This window comes from Streptomyces sp. NPDC002577, from assembly GCF_053594815.1.
The window spans coordinates 361074-378042 of the sequence record NZ_JBSFWK010000001.1; the positions used below are offsets into that span (position 1 = coordinate 361074).

17 protein-coding genes are annotated in these 16969 nt (G+C 70.5%); 8 read left to right on the forward strand and 9 right to left on the reverse strand.

Translation table 11 applies throughout. From position 1 onward, the window contains the following. Positions 1–34: 34 nt before the first annotated feature. From ACWD4J_RS01660 to ACWD4J_RS01675, 4 genes are all read right to left on the reverse strand, one after another. Positions 35–1084, reverse strand: a complete 1050-nt coding sequence (locus ACWD4J_RS01660) for a CU044_5270 family protein (RefSeq protein ID WP_451393246.1) — start codon at positions 1082–1084, stop codon at positions 35–37. Continuing rightward, positions 1077–1697 carry an RNA polymerase sigma factor gene (locus tag ACWD4J_RS01665; protein ID WP_451393247.1) on the reverse strand — a complete coding sequence of 207 codons (621 nt, stop codon included), beginning with the start codon at positions 1695–1697 and terminating at the stop codon, positions 1077–1079. Before ACWD4J_RS01665 ends, ACWD4J_RS01660 begins: the two co-directional genes overlap by 8 nt. A gap of 200 nt (positions 1698–1897) precedes the next feature. Further along, positions 1898–2542, reverse strand: coding sequence for a hypothetical protein (locus tag ACWD4J_RS01670; protein WP_451393248.1), 645 nt, complete (start codon positions 2540–2542; stop codon positions 1898–1900). Beyond that, positions 2535–3377, reverse strand: a complete 843-nt coding sequence (locus ACWD4J_RS01675) for an alpha/beta hydrolase (RefSeq protein ID WP_451393249.1) — start codon at positions 3375–3377, stop codon at positions 2535–2537. The genes ACWD4J_RS01670 and ACWD4J_RS01675 overlap by 8 nt, the downstream gene beginning before the upstream one ends. A gap of 210 nt (positions 3378–3587) precedes the next feature. On the opposite strand from ACWD4J_RS01675, the gene ACWD4J_RS01680 reads away from it, so the two are divergent. The 5 genes from ACWD4J_RS01680 (at position 3588) to ACWD4J_RS01700 (ending at position 8690) form a co-directional block, all read left to right on the forward strand. Further along, a complete protein-coding gene (locus ACWD4J_RS01680; protein WP_451393250.1) occupies positions 3588–4379 on the forward strand; it encodes a lysophospholipid acyltransferase family protein in 792 nt (263 codons plus the stop codon). A 40-nt stretch (positions 4380–4419) separates the two neighbouring features. After that, a complete protein-coding gene (gene macS / locus ACWD4J_RS01685) occupies positions 4420–5646 on the forward strand; it encodes a MacS family sensor histidine kinase (RefSeq protein WP_451393251.1) in 1227 nt (408 codons plus the stop codon). Positions 5647–5741: 95 nt separating this feature from the next. Next, positions 5742–6389 carry a response regulator gene (locus ACWD4J_RS01690; protein WP_451393597.1) on the forward strand — a complete coding sequence of 216 codons (648 nt, stop codon included), beginning with the start codon at positions 5742–5744 and terminating at the stop codon, positions 6387–6389. Between the two features lie 177 nt (positions 6390–6566). Beyond that, entirely contained in the window at positions 6567–7595 is a 1029-nt protein-coding gene (locus ACWD4J_RS01695) for a 6-phosphofructokinase (RefSeq protein ID WP_451393252.1), read from the forward strand. Between the two features lie 90 nt (positions 7596–7685). Next, a complete protein-coding gene (locus ACWD4J_RS01700) occupies positions 7686–8690 on the forward strand; it encodes a 2-hydroxyacid dehydrogenase (protein ID WP_451393253.1) in 1005 nt (334 codons plus the stop codon). On the opposite strand, the gene ACWD4J_RS01705 is transcribed toward ACWD4J_RS01700, so the two are convergent. Both ACWD4J_RS01705 and ACWD4J_RS01710 read right to left on the reverse strand, forming a co-directional pair. Then, entirely contained in the window at positions 8633–10537 is a 1905-nt protein-coding gene (locus tag ACWD4J_RS01705; RefSeq protein WP_451393254.1) for an anthranilate synthase family protein, read from the reverse strand. The genes ACWD4J_RS01700 and ACWD4J_RS01705 overlap by 58 nt on opposite strands. A gap of 101 nt (positions 10538–10638) precedes the next feature. Continuing rightward, complete coding sequence (locus ACWD4J_RS01710) at positions 10639–10695, reverse strand: trp operon leader peptide (RefSeq protein ID WP_451393598.1); 57 nt, start codon at positions 10693–10695, stop codon at positions 10639–10641. Between the two features lie 182 nt (positions 10696–10877). Here ACWD4J_RS01710 and ACWD4J_RS01715 point away from each other — a divergent pair, with 182 nt between their 5' ends. Both ACWD4J_RS01715 and ACWD4J_RS01720 read left to right on the forward strand, forming a co-directional pair. Further along, positions 10878–12230, forward strand: coding sequence for a class II 3-deoxy-7-phosphoheptulonate synthase (locus ACWD4J_RS01715; RefSeq protein ID WP_451393255.1), 1353 nt, complete (start codon positions 10878–10880; stop codon positions 12228–12230). Between the two features lie 161 nt (positions 12231–12391). After that, complete coding sequence (locus tag ACWD4J_RS01720; protein ID WP_451393256.1) at positions 12392–12652, forward strand: (2Fe-2S)-binding protein; 261 nt, start codon at positions 12392–12394, stop codon at positions 12650–12652. A 120-nt stretch (positions 12653–12772) separates the two neighbouring features. Here the strand turns inward: ACWD4J_RS01720 and bfr are convergent, their stop codons facing one another. After that, positions 12773–13252: a bacterioferritin gene (bfr, locus tag ACWD4J_RS01725; RefSeq protein WP_451393257.1), complete on the reverse strand. Its 480-nt coding sequence runs from the start codon at positions 13250–13252 to the stop codon at positions 12773–12775. Between the two features lie 155 nt (positions 13253–13407). Here bfr and ACWD4J_RS01730 point away from each other — a divergent pair, with 155 nt between their 5' ends. Further along, positions 13408–14040, forward strand: a complete 633-nt coding sequence (locus ACWD4J_RS01730; protein ID WP_451393258.1) for a sulfite oxidase-like oxidoreductase — start codon at positions 13408–13410, stop codon at positions 14038–14040. A 34-nt stretch (positions 14041–14074) separates the two neighbouring features. Here ACWD4J_RS01730 and ACWD4J_RS01735 read toward each other — a convergent pair whose 3' ends face one another. Then, entirely contained in the window at positions 14075–14944 is an 870-nt protein-coding gene (locus tag ACWD4J_RS01735) for a deoxyribonuclease IV (RefSeq protein WP_451393259.1), read from the reverse strand. Between the two features lie 84 nt (positions 14945–15028). After that, complete coding sequence (pknB, locus tag ACWD4J_RS01740; protein ID WP_451393260.1) at positions 15029–16966, reverse strand: Stk1 family PASTA domain-containing Ser/Thr kinase; 1938 nt, start codon at positions 16964–16966, stop codon at positions 15029–15031. Positions 16967–16969: the final 3 nt, after the last annotated feature.

The window sequence follows — 16969 nt, forward strand, 5'->3', positions numbered from 1 at the left end:
CCCCCCGCCCAGGCCCCCCCTCGGGCCAGCCCGCTCAGGGGCGCTGCTTGGCCTTGTCGACGACGGCCCAGCTGTCCAGGTACGAGAGCTGGGTGTACGTCTTCTTGTTCTTGCCGTCACCCGAGGTGCGGGTGTCGCGGAAGCCCAGGAATTCGTACGTCTTCGGATCGAAGATGAACCAGCTGCCGTAGCCGCCCTTCGGGCTGAACGGGTCGTCGTAGGTGATCGCGACGCCCATCCGTCCCCTGGCGTCCTTCTGGTTCGGCACGGCCTTCACTCCCGGCACCATGCCCAGCGCTTCGTACGCCGCGGGGCGCAGCCCCTCCGGCATCACCGGGACCAGCTTGAGCAGCCCGGCGAGCCGGAAGTGGATGTCCCACCACTCCTGCTCGGTGATTCCGTCGAGCGAGTCGTTGCTGTCCTTCGGACCGGACCTGTGGAGGAGGGAGAGGATCAGCTTCTCGGGGTCGGTCGGCAGCTTCTCCAGTTGGGACCACTGCTGCGGCGGCCAGACGCTCACCGACTCGACGTGGTCGCCCGGCTTCCTCTTGTACGGCTTCGACCACCAGCCCTTGCCGATCTCCATGATCCACGAGGCTTTGGAGCCGTCCACCGACCGCCAGATCTCGTCGACGTAGGCCTTGGTCCCGCCCGTGGCCTCGTTCGTCTCCTTGATGATCTCCTTGGTGTAGATGAACTGGTCGTCACGCGGGGGAGTGGTGGGCGTCTCGGCGTGCTCGCGCTCGTAGGCCGCCGCCCCGTTCAGCACGGTCTGCGCGCTCACGTTCTGCAGGGCAGGGGCGCTGCTGGACGGCGGGGCGGCGGTCGATCCCCGGTCCTGGTCGTCGCGCACGGCGACCAGGACGGTGGCGGCGACGGCCGCCGCGACCGTGCCCGTCAGGGCGATGCGCAGGGCCGGGCGGCGCCACGGCCCGCGGGCAGGCGCGGGCTGCTGGGCGTGCATCGCGGCGAACAGCCGCACACGCGCCCGATGCCGGGTGTCCTCGTCGAGCGGGGCTGCCCCCGCGTCCCAGTCGCGCAGTGCGTCGAGCTCGGGGAAGGGTTCCGTGAAGGGCTCATTCATGGGCGTCTGCCTCTCGGAGAGTCGTCGGATCGGATCCGCCCAGTGCTTCGCGCAATGTGCTGCGAGCCCGGTGCAGCCGTGACCGGACCGTCCCGACCGGTACCCCCAGCGCCTCGGCCGCCTCCTCGTAGTTGAGGTCGGCCCACGCCACCAGCAGGACCACGTCGCGGTGGCGGGCCGAGAGCCCGGCCAGCACCGCCGCGAGATCACGGCGGACGCCTGCCGCTCCGGCCCGGGCCACCGCTCGGTCGGCGACCGGCTCCTCGTGCGCGACCGGCGCGGGCATCTGGGCGAGCGCCTTGAAGCGGCGTGCCTCGGCCCTGCGGTGCCGGCCGATGAGGTTGGTCGCGATGCCGAACAGCCACGGCCGGGCGTCCGCCCGCGCGTGGTCGTACCGGTGACGCTGCTGGAAGGCGGTGGTGAAGGTCTCGGCCATGAGGTCCTCCGCGGACTCGGGGCCGAGCCGCCTGGCCGCATAGCGGTGGACGGCGTCGGCGTGCCGGTCGAAGAGCACGGCGAACTGCTCGGGCTCGTCCCGGGACCGCTCGATCACGCGGGCGTCACTCGTCTCGCGACTCTCCTCGCGGGTGCGGACGCCCGGTTCGACGGTCATCGGGGCTCCTTTCGTTCGTCTGAACGCCTCGAAGGCTTGGGCTTGTTCATCTCTCCTTCGCCGGTCGGCCGGATGGGGTTCCATTCCGGTGGCGTGGACGTCGGGCGCATGCGAAAGCCCGCCCGGAGGTGTTCCGTTCTCCGGACGGGCTTTGTTTGTCGGGGGTCGGACGAGCGCCGGGGCAGACGCGCGTGCCCGGGTCAGACCACGGCCCCGCGCCCCGGGTCGTCGTCGTCCTCGTCGTCGTCCTGCATCCGCATCACGAGGGTGGCGAAACCGCCGAGGAAGCCGCCGATGCCCAGCGTCGCCAGCCACCAGGTCATGTCCCAGCCGAGCAGTATCGCGAGGAGCAGCAGCACCGGGCCGCCGACGACGGCAAGCCAGGCGAACTTGGCCGTGGTGTCGGCCGCGGGCAGGGGTGGCGGCTCCGGCGGTACGAAATGCCCCTCGTCGTCCGTGTCGAAGTCGTCGGACGGCTCCGGCGCCGCGTAGTCGCGGGGGCCGACACCGGGCGCGAAGGAGATCGAGCTGCCCAGGGGCCGGCCGGACCTGTCGGCCCCACCGCGCTTGTCCCATGCGCCCGGTGCGTCCGGGCGGTCCTCGTCGTCCGCGTCGGCGTCCGTGTCCCTGTCCGGGCCGGCCGCGCCCTGGCCGTTGTGCTCGATCTCCAGCAGCGCCAGGTCCTCGACGGACTTGAACGGCTTCGCGCCGGGCGGGTCCGGCGGCTCCTCGCCGTACGCGGCGACGATCGCCGCCCAGGCGGCCGCCTCGTCGAAGGGCACGCCCCGCTCCTCCGGCTCGCGGCCCTCGTCGCGGTCGGGCTCGCGTCGGTCCTGCTCAGCCACCGGTGGCCGTCCCTTCCCTGTCCGCGACCGGCTCCCTGGTCCCGCCGGCCTTCTCGCCCTCGCCGGACCGCTCGGCACCATCGGTGGCGCCGGGCGCGAGCCGCCCGATGAAGGCGTGGCTCTCCTCGAAGATCCGGTCGGCGTCATGGTCCAACGTCGCCACGTGGTAGCTCTGTTCCAGCAGGATCTCCGTGACGTCCGTGGAGGACACCCGGCTGAGGATGCGGGCCGAGTCGGCCGGCGGCACCACATGGTCCTGGGGGCTGTGGAGCAGCAGCAACGGCTGCGTGACCTGCGGAAGCTCGCCGTCGACCAGCCGGAAGAAGATCCGCAGGGAGTGCGCGGCGTGCAGCGGCACCCGGTCGTAGCCGATCTCCTCGCCGCCTTCCTTGGCGATGTCGCTGGTGATCCCCTTCGTCGTCCTGACGACGTGCCGCGCGACAGGGAGCGCGTACGCCGAGAGGCCGTGCACCTTGTTCGCCGGGTTGACCACGACGACGCCGCTGATCGCGTCCCCGTGCTTGGCCGCGAGCCGCAGTGCGAGCGCGCCGCCCATGGACAGACCGGCGACGAAGACCTGCTCGCACCGCTCGAGGAGCGCGCGCAGCTCGCGGTCCACCTCCGCGTACCAGTCCTGCCAGGTGGTGAGCTGCATGTCCTCCCAGCGCGTGCCGTGCCCGGGAAGCAGCGGCAGCGAGACCGTCAGCCCGCGACCGGCGAGGTGCTCGGCCCAGGGACGCAGCGACTGCGGGGAACCGGTGAAGCCGTGGCAGAGGAGTACGCCGACCTCTCCGCCCTCATGGCGGTACGGCTCGGCTCCAGGAAGGACCGGCACCTTCGGTCTCCAGTTCATGAGGCACGGACGGGGTACCCCCGGCAGTAGTCCGGCGACCACGTGCGCGGACCCGCTTCGGAGGCGTACTTCACCGTACGCGACCGCACTGACACCGACCAGATCCTGGTCGTCGCGGAGCCGGTCCTCTCAGGCGGAGCCCCGGCCCCGCACGGGTTAAGGTCTGATCCACGGAACACAGGAGGCACTCGGGTGATCTACGAGGCATTGAAGTTCTCCATCGGAGGGCCGCTGAAGCTTGCCTTCAGGCCCTGGGTGGAAGGACTCGAGAACATTCCCGCCGAGGGCCCCGCCATCCTGGCCAGCAACCACCTGTCCTTCTCGGACTCCTTCTTCCTGCCCGCCGTCCTCGACCGGAAGATCACGTTCATCGCCAAGGCCGAGTACTTCACGACGCCCGGCGTCAAGGGACGGCTGACCGCCGCCTTCTTCAAGGGCGTCGGGCAGCTGCCGGTGGACCGCTCGGGCGCGCGCGGCGCGGGCGAGGCGGCCGTCAGGAGCGGCATCGAGGTCATCGAGCGCGGTGAGCTGTTCGGCATCTATCCCGAGGGCACCCGCTCGCCCGACGGGCGCCTCTACCGCGGAAAGCCGGGCGGCCTCGCGCGCGTGGCGCTCGCCACCGGCGCGCCGGTCATCCCGGTCGCGATGATCGACACCGAGAAGATCCAGCCGCCGGGGAAGGTGGTCCCGAAGCTGATGCGCCCCGGCATCCGCATCGGCAAGCCGCTGGACTTCACCCGCTACAGCGGCATGGAGCACGACCGGTTCGTGCTCCGCGCGGTGACCGACGAGGTCATGTACGAGATCATGAGGCTCTCCGGTCAGGAGTACGTCGACATCTACGCGACCGCCGCGAAGAGGCAGATCGCGGAGGCCGCGAAGGCCGAGCGGGAAGCGGCCAAGGCGGAGGCGAAGGCGCAGGCCGGTGGGGGGCCGGAGACCGGCGGCAAGGACACGGCGGAGCAGGATCAAGCCGGCTCGTAGCGGCGTCGCAGCGGCGGGGGAGCCGAGGGGTGGGGGAGACATGGCCAGGCGCGAGCGAGTCATGAGGATGTCGGTCGAGCAGCCGCTGTGGCGTGCGCTCACCGCGTACCGCCTCCTGACGGTCGTGTACGCGATCGCACTCTTCGTCTCCGCGTACGACGAGTTCGTCCGCCCCTGGGTGGCCGCCGCCTACTTCGCGGTGCTGCTCGTCTGGACGCTGGCCACGCTGCCCCGGGTCGCGGGCGCCGCCAGCTGCACCAAGCGGTTCCTCGCCGCCGACCTCGCCATCGCGCTCACCGGCATCCTGCTCACACCGGTCGCCGACGCGCACGAGCGGATCGTGGCCGGGGGGCCGACACTGCCGACCATATGGACGGCGGGCGCCGTCCTCGCGTACGCGCTGAAGGGCGGCTGGCGCTGGGCGGCCGTCGCCTCCGCGCTCGTCGGCGTCGCCAACATCGTCCAGCGCGGCGCGCTGAGCCGGGACACCTTCCACAACGTCCTGCTGGTCTGGGTCGCCTCCATCGCCATCGGATACGTCGTCGAGGTCGCCCGCGCCTCCGAGCGCACGCTCGCCCGCGCCCTGGAGATCGAGGCGGCGACGCGCGAGCGCGAGCGGCTCGCCCGCGACATCCACGACGGCGTGCTGCAGGTCCTCGCCATGGTGCAGCGCCGCGGCACGGCGCTCGGCGGGGAGGCCGCGGAGCTCGGCCGCATGGCGGGAGAGCAGGAGGCCGCCCTGCGGGCGCTGGTCGCCGGGGGCCTCGTGACGGCGTCGCACGCGTCGGAGGACGCCTCAGAGGGAGCCGTCGTACGGGTGGTGGAGGTACCGGACGACGAGGACGCGCCGGGCGAGCCGTGCGATCTGCGGTCGCTGCTCGCGCCGCATGCCGGGGCGCGGGTGACCTTCTCGGAGCCGGGCGCCCCGGTGCTGCTGGCGCCCGCCGCGGCGAAGGAGGTCGCCGCCGCTGTCAGTGCCGCCCTGGACAATGTCCGGGGCCACGCCGGTGACGGCGCGCGTGCCTGGATCCTGGTCGAGGACGAGCCGGACGCGGTGATCGTGACGGTGCGGGACGACGGCCCCGGCATCCCCGAGGGACGGCTTGTCCAGGCCGAGGGGGAGGGCCGCCTCGGCGTTGCGCAGTCGATCCGGGGCCGGCTGCGGGACATAGGAGGCACGGCCGAGCTCATCTCGGTACCGGGCCAGGGCACAGAGGTCGAACTGAAGGTTCCGAAGGTTTCACGGGGGAAGGCGGCACAGCGATGAGCGAGACGAACGAACCGGCTGTCCGGGCGGGGGAGTCGACGCGAGAGCGGGAGCAAGAGCCGGCGCCGGTGCAGGTGCAGGGGCGTCTCAAGGTGATGGTCGTCGACGACCATCCGATGTGGCGGGACGCCGTCGCCCGCGATCTCACGGAGTCCGGCTTCGAGGTGGTCGCCACGGCGGGCGACGGCGAGCAGGCGGTGCGCCGTGCGCGCGCCGTCGAGCCGCATGTGCTCGTGCTGGACCTCAACCTGCCGGTCAAGCCCGGCGTCCAGGTGTGCAAGGAACTCGTCGCGGCCGACCCGGCCCTGCGGGTGCTCGTCCTGTCCGCGAGCGGCGAGCACGCCGACGTCCTCGAGGCGGTCAAGTCCGGTGCCACGGGCTATCTGCTGAAGTCGGCCTCCACGGAAGAGCTGATCGACGCGGTGCGCCGCACGGCGGTCGGCGACGCCGTGTTCACGCCCGGTCTCGCGGGCCTGGTCCTCGGCGAGTACCGCCGCCTCGCCTCCGAGCCCGCGCCCTCCGCGCCGGACGAGCCCAAGGTGCCGCAGCTCACCGAGCGCGAGACCGAGGTCCTGCGGCTGGTCGCCAAGGGCCTCAGCTACAAGCAGATCGCCGAACGGCTCGTCATATCGCACCGCACCGTGCAGAACCACGTACAGAACACGCTCGGCAAGCTCCAGCTCCACAACCGCGTCGAGCTGGTCCGGTACGCGATAGAGCGCGGACTCGACGGCGGCGCCTGACCCCCGTCAACCGCCCGTAATCCTGCACCCGTGCCGCAAGACACTCGTTAGAGTGAAAGGTTTTCGATCAACTCCTCGATGATTCACCGGAATTGACGCGCCGCCCTGTCCCGGAGTGACGTGGGTCACCATTAGCGTGGCCTGCATCGGCTCAATTCGGAGCGAAGGGACATTTCCATGCGGGTCGGAGTACTGACCGGGGGCGGCGACTGCCCCGGGCTCAACGCCGTCATCCGGGGCATCGTCCGCAAGGGCGTGCAGGAGTACGGCTACGACTTCACCGGCTTCCGCGACGGCTGGCGCGGTCCGCTGGATGGCGACATCATCCCGCTCGGCATCCCCGCCGTGCGCGGCATTCTCCCCCGGGGCGGCACCATCCTCGGCTCGTCGCGCACCAATCCCCTCAAGGAGGAGAACGGCATCCGCCGGATCCGGGAGAACCTCGCGAAGTACGAGGTGGACGCCCTGATCACGATCGGCGGCGAGGACACCCTGGGTGTCGCGGCGCGCCTCGCCGGCGAGTACGGCATCAACTGCGTCGGCGTACCGAAGACCATCGACAACGACCTGTCCGCCACCGACTACACCTTCGGTTTCGACACGGCCGTCGGCATCGCCACCGAGGCGATCGACCGTCTGCACACCACGGCCGAGTCCCACATGCGCGTGCTCGTCGTCGAGGTGATGGGCCGTCACGCGGGCTGGATCGCGCTGCACTCGGGCCTCGCCGGCGGCGCCAACGTGATCCTCATCCCCGAGCAGCGCTTCGACGTCGACCAGGTCTGCGCCTGGGTCACCTCCCGCTTCAAGGCGTCGTACGCGCCGATCGTGGTCGTCGCCGAGGGGGCCATGCCCAAGGACGGCGACGCGGTGCTCAAGGACGGCTCGCTCGACTCCTTCGGGCATGTGCGGCTCTCGGGTGTCGGCGAGTGGCTGGCGAAGGAGATCGAGCAGCGCACCGGCAAGGAGGCCCGTACGACCGTGCTGGGCCACGTCCAGCGTGGCGGCACCCCCAGCGCCTTCGACCGCTGGCTCGCCACCCGCTTCGGGCTGCACGCGATCGACGCCGTGCGCGACGGCGACTTCGGCACGATGGTCGCCCTGCGCGGCACGGACATCGTCCGCGTCCCGCTCTCGGAGGCGACGGCCAAGCTGAAGACGGTGGACCCGAAGCTGTACGAGGAGGTCGGAGTGTTCTTCGGCTGACCTGGGGCGCTCTCCGTTCGCGCGGCAGGCCTGGGCTGTGGGCCGTATATTCGCGATATCGGCCCATAGCCAAGCAATACCGGAGAAGTCGTGGAAATCATTGCTTTCGGGGTGCAGTCCGATGAGAAGCCGCTGATCGAGAAGGCGTTCGCGGGGCACCACGACATCCGGTGCCTCGATGTCTTCCTCAACGAGGACACCGCCCCCATCGCGGCCGGCCACGAGATCATCTCGACGAGTGTCAACGCCGATCTGAACAACCGCGTCCTGCAGACCCTCGCCGCCGGCGGAACGCAGATGATCGCCCAGCGCTCCACCGGCTTCAACAACATCGACCTGGAGGTCGCCGAGCGCCTCGGCATGACCGTGGCCCGCGTCTCGTACTACTCGCCGTACTCGGTCGCGGAGTTCGCCTGGACGCTGGCGATGGCGATCAACCGGCGCATCGTCCGCGCCTCCACCCGCACCCGCGACTTCGACTTCCGGCTGGACGGCCTGATGGGCCGCGACATGCACGGCCGCACCGTCGGGGTGCTCGGCACCGGCAAGATCGGCGAGGCCTTCGCAAGGATCGCGCACGGCTTCGGCATGAACCTCCTCGGCTGGGACGTCGCCGAGAACCCCGCCTGCGTCGAGCTCGGCATGAACTACGTCGAGAAGGAGCGGCTCTTCGCCGAGGCCGACCTGATCAGCCTGCACGTACCGCTGCTGCCCGCGACCCGGAACCTCATCGACGCGGCGGCCCTGAAGAGCATGAAGGACGACGTGATCCTGGTGAACTCCAGCCGCGGCGGCCTCATCGACTCCCGGGCCCTCGTCGACGAGGTGCGCAAAGGCCGCTTCACGGGCATCGGCCTCGATGTCTACGAGGCGGAGGCAGGGCTGTTCTTCCTCGACAAGTCCCTGGAGATCGTCGCGGACGACACCCTGGCCCGCCTCGTGACCTTCCCGAACGTGCTGGTCAGCTCGCACCAGGCGTACTACACGGAGGACGCCGTCGGCCAGATCATCGAGACCACGCTCGAGAACGTCCTCGACTACAAGGCGGGCCGCCGCTCCGACAACGTCCTCGTGCCGTCCGCACCCAAGAGCTGACCCATCAGCTCCCGCACGATCGCCGCCCCGCGCAGCGACAGCACCGACTCGGGGTGGAACTGCAGCCCGGCGAAGCCGTTTCCGCGCAGCGCGTGCACCTCGCCCGTGGCCGTGTCCCGGCTGACCTCGATGCCGTGCGCCGACAGCTCCAGCGCCGCGTCGTCGTCACAGGCCGCCACGAAGCTGTTGTAGAAACCGACGGTCTCGCGGCGCCCGAAGAGGTCGATGTCCGTCTGCGCGCCCTGGTACGGCACCTCCTTCCGTACGATCTGAAGGCCCAGCTCGGCGGCGATCAGCTCATGGCCGAGGCAGACGCCCAGGAGCCCGTGCCGGTGGCTCCCGATGACCTCGGCGGTGAGCGCCCGCAGGAACCGCATCTTGGGGTCGCCGGTGTCGCCCGGATCGCCGGGCCCGGGGCCGAGGACCAGCGGGCCCTCGTGGGCGAGCACCGCGGCGCGCAGCCCCGGCTCGTCGTACCGCCGCACCGTCACCTCCAGGCCCGACGCGCACAGCACATGCGCGAGCATCGCCGTGAAGGTGTCCTCGCCGTCCACGACCAGCGCGTGCCCCTCCAGGGCCGCCGATTTCTCCTGCATCCGCAGCCAGAACGGCGCGAGACCGGCCCGGCGGCCGTCGAGCGCCGCCTGGACGCGCGGGTCGTCCGCCAGCACCGGCCGCTCCCGCTCCTCGCGCGGCCGTCCCGGCCGCACCCCGAGGGCGGTCAGCACCCCCGCCGCCTTGGCATGCGTCTCGGCGACCTCGCTCATCGGGTCGGAGCCGCGTACGAGGGTCGCGCCGACCGGGACCCGCAGCCGCCCGGCGGGGTCGATGTCGGCAGTGCGGATGAGGATGGGGGAGTCGAGGGTCTGCGCTCCCCCCGCGTCCCGGCCGATCAGGGCGAGGGCGCCCGCGTAGTAGCCGCGCCCACCCACCTCATGGCGCTCGATGACCCGGCACGCGTTCTGCACCGGCGACCCGGTGACGGTCGCCGCGAACATCGTCTCCTTCAGGACCTCGCGCACATCCAGGGACGACCGCCCGCGCAACTCGTACTCGGTGTGCGCGAGATGGGCCATCTCCTTCAGCCGCGGCCCGATGACGACACCGCCCATGTCGCCGACCGTGCACATCATCTTGAGCTCCTCGTCGACGACCATCGAGAGCTCCTCGATCTCCTTGCCGTCGGCGAGGAACTCCAGCAAGCTCTCGGCGGTCGGCCCCTCGGCCGGGTACCGGTACGTCCCGCTGATCGGGTTCATCACGACAGTGCCGCCGGACATCCGGACATGCACCTCCGGGCTGGCCCCGACGAGCGTCCGGTCGCCGGTGTGCACGACGAACGTCCAGTACGCGCCGCGCTCGCCGACCAGCAGCCGCCGGAACAGCGCGAGCGCGTCGGCCCTGCTGAAGCCCGGGATCTCGCCCTCGTACGTCCGGCGGATCACGAAGTTCGCGCCCTCGCCCCGGCCGATCTCCTCGCGCAGCACCCGGTCGACGATCTCCGCGTACTCCTCGTCGGCCACGTCGAAGGCCCCGCCCTCGACGCGCACGTCATGGGCGGGCAGCCGCAACAGGGCCTCGGCGAGCGGCAGCTCGTACGTCTCCTCGGCGGTCAGCACCGCGAGCGGGGTGCCGTCGTCCGTCACGTCGAAGCCGCGCTCGTGGATCTGCCGGAACGGGACGAGAGCGAGCGACGGCCGGTCGCCCACGGGGATGTCGGCCAGGCGCTCGACCTCGCGGACCGGGCCGAGCAGCATCTCGACGGTGTCGTGGTCACGGCCCGGGGTGCGGCGGCGCAGCAGGGCGAAGGGCGGGCAGTCGGTGTCGAGCAGTCTGTGCAGGTCCACGGCGGTGTTCCTTCCCTAGGGTCCAGGTGGGGAGGAACGGCCCGTGGAAACACCGAAGGCCGCCCCTCGGGCGGCCTTCGCGAGTCTTCGAGTACGCGCAGTCAGTGGGCCGCCGAGTGAGCGGTCCACCACCAGTTCTGGGTCGTGTGCGCGAACATGAGCGGCACCCTACCCGATGCACGCGCGCCGCGCCGCGTCGCGCGGACGGGCCCACCGCACCCCGTACACGCAGCTGGATCCCCGTCTCCCGCCGCTTCGGGGTGTCGTCGAACGAGCGCACACCGTCTCACTTGCTGAGCGGAGTCGGGGGCGCCCGACACGACCCCGTAATGTGGGGGACGTGACCGTGAACGCTAAGTCCACCGCTGACGGTGGCAACACCTGGCGAGACCTTCCCGCGGCGCAGCAGCCCGAGTACCCCGATGCCGAGGCTCTGCGCGACGTCGTCGCGGAGCTCGAGTCGTATCCGCCGCTCGTCTTCGCAGGCGAGTGCGACCAGCTGCGCGCCCGGATGGGAGCCGTCGCCAAGGGCGAGGCGTTCCTCCTCCAGGGCGGCGACTGCGCCGAGGCCTTCGACGGCGTGTCCGCCGACCACATCCGCAACAAGCTCAAGACCCTGCTCCAGATGGGCGCCGTGCTGACGTACGCCGCCTCGGTGCCGGTCGTGAAGGTCGGCCGGATCGCCGGCCAGTACTCCAAGCCGCGCTCCAAGCCGACCGAGACCCGCGACGGCGTGACGCTGCCGACGTACCGCGGCGACTCCGTCAACGGCTTCGACTTCACCGAGGCCGCCCGCATCCCGGACCCCGAGCGGCTGAAGCGGATGTACAACGCATCCGCCTCGACGCTGAACCTGGTGCGCGCCTTCACCACCGGCGGTTACGCCGACCTGCGCCAGGTGCACGCCTGGAACCAGGACTTCGTGAAGTCGTCCCCGTCGGGCCAGCGCTACGAGCAGCTGGCGCGCGAGATCGACAACGCGCTGAACTTCATGCGGGCCTGCGGCACGGACCCGGAGGAGTTCAAGACCGTCGAGTTCTACGCCTCGCACGAGGCGCTGCTGCTCGACTACGAGTCGGCGCTGACCCGTGTCGACTCCCGTACGGGCCATCTGTACGACGTCTCCGGCCACATGGTCTGGATCGGTGAGCGCACGCGTCAGCTCGACCATGCGCACATCGAGTTCGCCTCGAAGATCCGCAACCCGATCGGCATCAAGCTCGGCCCGACCACGACGGCCGAGGAGGCGCTGCAGTACATCGAGCGTCTCGACCCCGACCGCGAGCCGGGCCGGCTGACCTTCATCGTCCGCATGGGCGCCGACAAGGTCCGCGACAAGCTGCCCGAGCTGGTCGAGAAGGTCACCGCGTCGGGTGCGACCGTCGCCTGGGTCACCGACCCGATGCACGGCAACACGTTCGAGGCGGCCTCCGGCCACAAGACGCGCCGTTTCGACGACGTGCTCGACGAGGTCAAGGGCTTCTTCGAGGTCCACAAGGGCCTCGGCACCCACCCGGGCGGCATCCACGTGGAGCTGACCGGCGACGACGTCACCGAGTGCGTGGGCGGCGGCGACGAGATCTTCGTCGACGATCTGCACCAGCGCTACGAGACGGCCTGCGACCCGCGGCTCAACCGCAGCCAGTCGCTGGACCTGGCCTTCCTGGTCGCCGAGATGTACCGGGACCAGTAAGCGGTCTTCTACGCAGGGTGGGGCGCGGATCCGAATGATGTGATCCGCGCCCCACCGGCGCTTCCGGGGCTTTTGCGCTCTCAGGGTCCCGGGTAAGGTTAGGTTAGCCTCACCGAGGGAATCGGGACGGCATTACCAGCGATCCCGAGATCACCGGGGAGGTGAACCGCGTGTACGTCTGCAACTGCTTCGGTGTGACCGAGGCGCAGGTGAAGAAGCACGCGGAGGACGGTGCCTGCACCCCCCGCCAGATAGCGTCGGCCTGCAAGGCGGGCACGGACTGCGGCTCGTGCGTGCGCCGCATCCAGGCGCTGCTCGGCCGGGGCGCGTGCCCGCGCCGCGAGCTGGTGGAACAGGGCGACGCCGCCGCCGCGCTGGCCGCGGAGCCGGTCCTCGGCCGGCCGCTCGAGGACGCGGCGTAGGTGACCCGAGCAGGCGGGCCTGCGGGTATGGCCCCCCTCCGATGACCGGATCCCGGGTCGGAGAACCCTTTCTGCTGATGCGCCCGCGTTGGGCTGCCCGGCCCCGTTCCAGGTCTCGCTCTAGCTCTCCGGCTGCTCGATGACCTGCGCGATGTAGAGCGCCTCGCCGAGCTTGTCGACCAGCTCCAGCTGCGTGTCCAGATAGTCGATGTGGTGCTCCTCGTCCGCGAGGATCGACTCGAAGATGTTTGCAGACGTGATGTCGCCCTTGGAGCGCATCACCTCGACCCCGCGCTTCAGGCGGTCGATCGCCTCCACCTCGATCTGCCGGTCCGCCTGGAACATCTCCGTGACGGTCTGCCCCACGCGCACATGGAAGAGCCGCTGGTAGTTGGGCAGGCCCTCGAGAAAGATGATCCGGTCGGTGAGCACCTCCGCGTGCTTCATCTCGTCGAACGACTCGGCCCGGGTGTACTTCGCGAGCTTCGTCCAGCCGTAGTTCTCCTGCATCTTCGCGTGCAGGAAGTACTGGTTGATCGCCGTGAGCTCGCCGGTCAGCTGCTCATTGAGGAATTCGATGACCTCGGGGTCGCCCTGCATCGCAGAGGCTCCTTCCAAGTGCGTGACTGGGCAGATGGCGCGCATCCTTGCACCGCCACGATGGGTCGTCCAGTAAGTACAGGCTTAGTGTTAGTTGTCCGGAATGGGCGTCAGGCTGGTCAAATGCACTCCCTCGGGTCTGTCAGGATGGAGGCATGGGTCATCCGTCGGGTCGCGAATCTCGGGAAGCAGTGCAGTCCGAGCTGCCGCCGGGACAGCGACTGCAGAGGGGCTGGCCGGTCACGCACTACGGACCCGTACCCAAGTTCCGGCCCGAGCGCTGGGAGTTCCGGGTCTTCGGCGCCACCGCCGACGGGGACAAGCACTGTTGGACGCACGAGGAGTTCTCGGCCCTTCCGTACGCGACGGTCGTGGCCGATCTGCACTGCGTCACGAAGTTCAGCATGCTCGGTGCCGAATGGGGCGGGGTCCCGGCGACGACCATTCTGGAGCTCGCGCCGCCGGCGCCGAACGTCACCCATGTGATGGTCTGGGCCGAGTACGGCTTCAGCTCGAACCTGCGGCTGTCCGACTTCATGTCCGACCGGACGATCTTCGCGACGCACAAGGACGGTGAGCTCCTCACCGCCGAGCACGGCTTTCCGCTGCGGCTCGTCGTGCCCCATCTGTACGCCTGGAAGGGGCCCAAGTGGGTCCGCGGCGTGGAGTACATGACCGCCGACCGGCGCGGCTTCTGGGAGGAGCGCGGCTACCACAACATCGGCGATCCCTGGCGAGAGCAGCGCTACTCGTACCAGGAGGAGCCCGGGGACGGCCCCGAGCTCTGACTCACCGCCGGTCCTTCACCGGCGCTCGGACCGGTCAGCCGTCCCTGAGCTTCTTCAGACGCGCCACGTCCGCCGCGTGGCCCTCCTTGCGGCCCGGTGTCTCGATGACCAGCGGCACGCCCTCCGTCGCGGGATGGCTGAACAGTTCGCGGAACGGGTCCTCGCCTATGTGGCCGCTGCCGATGTTCTCGTGACGGTCCTTGTGGGCGCCGACCACATCCTTGGAGTCATTGGCGTGGATGAGCCGGAGACGTCCCTCGCCGACCGTGTCCACGAGGAGGTCGAGAGTCTGCTTCATCCCGCTGGGGCCGGTCAGGTCGTGGCCCGCCGCGAAGATGTGGCAGGTGTCCAGGCAGATCCCGAGCTTCGGGTGGGCGTCGAGAGCCTCGAAGTACGGGCCGAAGTCCCAGGTCCGGGAGCACAGCGAGGCGCCCTGGCCCGCGGTGGACTCCAGCAGGAGGTACGGATCGTCGTCGTGGGTCAGCTCGTCCAGGAGCGGCAGCATGTGCTCGCGCACCTGCTTGAGCGCCACCACGCGCTCCCGGCCGCCGGTCGCCGAGCCGGTGTGCACGACAACGCCCAGTGCGCCGATCTCGCGGCCGCGGCGCAGCGAGTGCCGCAGCGACTCCACGGACCGCTCGACGGTCGCCTCGGTGTGCGAACCGAAGTTGATCAGATACGGGGCGTGCACATACGCAGGGATCGACCCGGCGGCGCAGGCCGCACGGAACTCCTCGTCCTGCCTCGGGTTGCCAACGGGTGTCGCCCAGCCGCGCGGATTGGCGACGAAGACCTGGACGGTCTCGGCGCCGATCTCGTGCGCGTACGACAGACCGATGGTGGACAGGCCGCCGGCCACGGGGACATGGCTGCCGACGGGATTGCGGGACTGCTGGCTTGTCACACCCCTCAGGGTGTCACGAGGCCGGGGGCGCTCCGGCAGGGGATGGCTGCGGAAAACCCGGGGCCGACCCCGGGCGTGCCGTCCTCAGCCGATCTTGACGGTGATCGTCGACCCCTTGGGGGCCTTGTCGCCACCCTTCACCGACTGGCTCTTGACCGTGTCGCCGAAGAGCCCGAACAGTCCGCGGTCCTCCTCGACCTGGAAGCCGGCGTCCTCGAGCTTCTGCCGGGCGTCGTCGACGTTGTCGCCGACCACGTCGGGGACCTCGACCATCACCGGGCCCTTGGAGATCGTGAGCGTGATCGTGTCGCCCTGCGCGACCTGGCGGTCCGCGGTCGGGGACTGCGTGGCGACCATGCCCGCGTCGAACTCGGAATTGACCCGGGCCGAGGCGATCTCGGCCTTCAGGCCCTCGGCCTCCAGGTCGGCGGTCGCCTCCTCGACGGACTCGCCCGTGACGTCGGGCACGTCCACGGGCCTGCCCTTGCTGACGGTCAGCGCGACGGCCGAGCCGGCCCTGCGCACGGTGCCCGTCTCCGGATCCGTACTGATCACGGAGCCCTTTTCGATCTCCTGGCTGAACACCCGGGTGACCATGCCCGGCTCGAGCCCGGCGTCCTTCAGTTCCGACTTGGCCTTCGCCAGCGGCAGGCCCTGCAGATCGGGGACCTTCACGGTCTCCGGGCCCAGCGAGATGATCAGCGTCACGCCGTCGTGACGACGGATGCGCGCACCGGCCGTGGGGTCGCTGCCGATGACGGTGCCGCGCGTGATGGTGTCGCTGTACCGGTGCTTGACGCCGGTCACCTCGAGACCGGCGTCCGCGAGCCGCGCCCTGGCCTGGGCCTCCGTCTTCGTCAGCAGGGGCGGCACCTTCGTGAACTGGCCGGAGTTGATGTACCAGACGCCGGCACCGAGCCCCAGCGCCAGCAGCACTGCGGCGATCACCGCGAGCAGGCCGCGCCGTCCGCTTCGCGTCCGCCGTGGAGCGGCCGGAGGCGCGCTCTCGAACCGGCTCGTGCGGTTGAGTACGGCCTCGCCGGGGTTGTCCTCATGGACGGGCAGGGGCCGGGGCACGGACAGCCCGCGGGCGATCACGCTCGTACGGTCGCCGGAGATGTCGCGCGCGTCCTGCCCCCCGCCGCGGGCCCCCGGGGGCACCGCGTCCAGCTGCTCGTCGGTGAGCCCGGCCCGTGCCTCCCGGACCGCCGCCAGCAGTGCCACCGCGTCGTGCGGACGAACATCGGGCGTACGGGCGGTCGCGGACGCGACGAGCTCGTCGAGTGCGAAGGGCAGACCCGGCACGGCGGCCGACGGCGGCGGCACGTCGTCGTTGAGGTGCTGGTAGAGCACCTGGGCCGGGGAATCGCCGGAGTGCGGCTTGCCGCCCGTCAGCATCTCGTAGAGGACGACACCGCACGCGTAGACGTCGACGCGCGGGTCGGCGGTGCCGTGCTCGATCTGCTCGGGCGCGAGATACGAGACGGTGCCGAGGACGGCTCCGGTGGTGCTGGTCACGGTGTCCACGGCCTGTACGAGACCGAAGTCGGCGACCTTGACCCGGCCGTCGTCCCCTATCAGGACGTTCTCCGGCTTCATGTCGCGGTGCACGAACCCGGCGCGGTGTGCGGCGCCCAGGGCGGCCAGCACCGGCTCCAGGATGTCCAGCGCGGCCCGCGGCTGCAGCGCCCCGCGCTCGCGCAGCACGTCACGCAGGGTGCAGCCGGCGACGTACTCCATGGCCAGGTAGACGTAGGCGCCGTCCGTGCCCTGGTCGTAGACGGCGACCACATTGGGGTGCGAGAGCCGCGCCACCGACTTCGCCTCACGGATGAAGCGCCCGACGAACGACCCGTCGGCGGCCAGCGCCGGGTGCATCACCTTCACGGCGAGCACACGATCGAGGCGGGTGTCCACGGCCCGGTAGACCGTGGCCATTCCGCCGACCGCTATACGGGCGTCGATGCGGTACCGGCCGTCGAGCATCTGCCCGACTAGAGGGTCCTGAAGGGTCGTGTCCACGGA